A 2,026-nucleotide genomic window follows, 5' to 3' on the forward strand; every position below is an offset into this window, starting at 1 on the left:
GCGTCACGGGCTGCATTCCCACGCTGAGCGTGGGAACGATCAGACATCAAAAGATCGCAGCCTTCGGCAGCTCCTACAGGGGGAGTGTGCTTCTTGAGCTATCATTGCCGATTTCCCCCCTGAAAGACTTTACTGCCATGACTGCCCAAACCCTTCTCAACGCTCTCGAACACTGCGGTATGGTCGAAATCGACGGCCTGCATGCCTTCGAATTCGCCCTCGACGAAGATGACAACCTGCACATCGAATGCATCGATGGCCGAGCGGCCAAGCATTGGGAATTCACTCCGGCTCAGGTTGCAGCGGCAACATTTGATGACTCACTGCAAAGCTGGCTGATCGTCGGTTATTTCAATGAGACCAAAGCGATCGGCGAACACCGCCTGGTCTGCCATGGCGACGTAGTCAGCAGCAGCGATGATGAGGAAGAATCTGATGAAAATGCGTAAATTCTGGCCGCTGCTGATGGCCGGCAGCGTCGGCGCCATGGGGCTGTCCACGGCCTCTGCCGAGAACTTCCAGTTGCTGGTCGGCTCCTACACCGCCGGCACCAGCCAGGGCATCTATCGCATGAACTTCGACGGTGCCACCGGCCAGATCGCCGCCAAGCCGCTGCAAGTGGTCAAGAGCGAAAACCCGTCATGGCTGACCCTGTCCAAAGACCAGAAACGTCTGTTCGTGGTCAACGAAAACGGCCCGGGTCAGAAAGACCCGGTTGGCCGTGTCAGCAGCTATTCGATTGATCCGAAAACCCACGCCCTGAACCTGATCAGTCAAGTGCAGAGCCTGGGCAATGAGCCGACCCATTCGAGCCTCAGCGGTGACGCCAGCCACCTGTTCGTCAGCAACTATTCGGTGGTGGAAGACCCGGGCGGCACGCTGGCGGTATTGCCGGTCGGTGCCGACGGCAAACTCAAACCGGTGGTGCAGATGAGCGCGCACCCGGCCAGCCGGGTCAATCCTGAGCGCCAGGCCTCCAACCACGTGCACTCGACGGTTTCCTCGCCGGACGGTCGCTACGTGTTCTCCAACGACCTGGGTGCGGACAAAGTCTTCATCTACCAATTCGACCCGAAAGCCAACCCCGAACTGCCGTTGACCCCGGCGAAAACCGCCTCGGTCGCCTTGCCCGCCGGCAGCGGCCCACGTCATTTGCTGTTCAGCGCCGATGGCAAACACGCCTGGCTGACCATGGAAATGAGCGCACAGGTTGCGGTGTTCGACTACAACGACGGCGTGCTGACCCAGACGCAACTGGTCGATCTGGCCGCCGGCCAGCCGACCTCGGACAAAGCCGCTGCAGCGCTGCACGCCTCGGCGGATGGCAAGTTCCTCTACGTCAGCAACCGTGGCACCGCCAATCAACTGGTGGTGTTCGCGATTGATCCGGCAACCGGCCAGCTCAAAGAGCTGCAAAAACGTTCGGTGGAAGGTGATCACCCGCGCGAATTCAGCCTCGACCCTAGTGGCAAATTCCTGCTGATCGCCAACCAGAAAAGCAACGAAATTGTCGTTGTCGAGCGTGATGGCAAGACCGGTCTGCTCGGCAAAACCGTGCAGAAACTGCCGATGGACGCGCCGAGCGACGTCAAGTTCCTAGTGCGACAATAAGCCACAGGCCCCGGTTTGCGGGGCCTGTCTCTTTGTATTAATCGCGCTGATATCCGGTAATGCTACAAAGCATTTCAAGCGATCAACCCTCGAGCGTTAAGTTTGCTTCACGGCCCAACCGGGCAAGCAAGCCAACCGAACACGAGGGTTACCGCTATGAACTTCAATCTTTTCTCCGTGATTGCTGCTTCCGCCATCTCCGCCACCGTGGTGCTGCCAGCCAGTGCCAACGTTGAAATCAACAGCAAAAAATCCCACACCCAGAGCTACACCCAGAAATACCTGCAACAGAGCGCCAACTTCTACGCCGCCCTGGATCACAAAGCCCAACACTGAAATGACCGTTCTGCACAACTCCCTGTAGGAGCTGCCGAAGGCTGCGATCTTTTGATCTTGTTTGATCGTTCCCACGCTC

3 protein-coding genes are annotated in these 2,026 nt (G+C 58.3%); all 3 read left to right on the forward strand.

All coding sequences use genetic code 11. The annotated features are described in order from the left end of the window. Positions 1-137 precede the first annotated feature (137 nt). On the forward strand, positions 138-449 hold the full coding sequence (locus PMI23_RS28300) for a DUF5629 family protein (RefSeq protein WP_007917971.1): 312 nt from the start codon (positions 138-140) through the stop codon (positions 447-449). Next, positions 436-1,611, forward strand: a complete 1,176-nt coding sequence (locus PMI23_RS28305; protein ID WP_007917969.1) for a lactonase family protein — start codon at positions 436-438, stop codon at positions 1,609-1,611. The genes PMI23_RS28300 and PMI23_RS28305 overlap by 14 nt, the downstream gene beginning before the upstream one ends. 156 nt (positions 1,612-1,767) lie before the next feature. Beyond that, positions 1,768-1,947 carry a hypothetical protein gene (locus PMI23_RS28310; protein WP_007917967.1) on the forward strand — a complete coding sequence of 60 codons (180 nt, stop codon included), beginning with the start codon at positions 1,768-1,770 and terminating at the stop codon, positions 1,945-1,947. Positions 1,948-2,026 lie beyond the last annotated feature (79 nt).

This window comes from Pseudomonas sp. GM24 (assembly GCF_000282235.1).
GTDB lineage: Bacteria > Pseudomonadota > Gammaproteobacteria > Pseudomonadales > Pseudomonadaceae > Aquipseudomonas.

Excerpts from the sequence above, each read along its gene's own strand:
- PMI23_RS28300 (WP_007917971.1), top strand. The coding sequence starts at position 138 with ATGACTGCCCAAACCCTTCTCAACGCTCTCGAACACTGCGGTATGGTC.
- PMI23_RS28305 (WP_007917969.1), top strand. The coding sequence starts at position 436 with ATGAAAATGCGTAAATTCTGGCCGCTGCTGATGGCCGGCAGCGTCGGC.
- PMI23_RS28310 (WP_007917967.1), top strand. The coding sequence starts at position 1,768 with ATGAACTTCAATCTTTTCTCCGTGATTGCTGCTTCCGCCATCTCCGCC.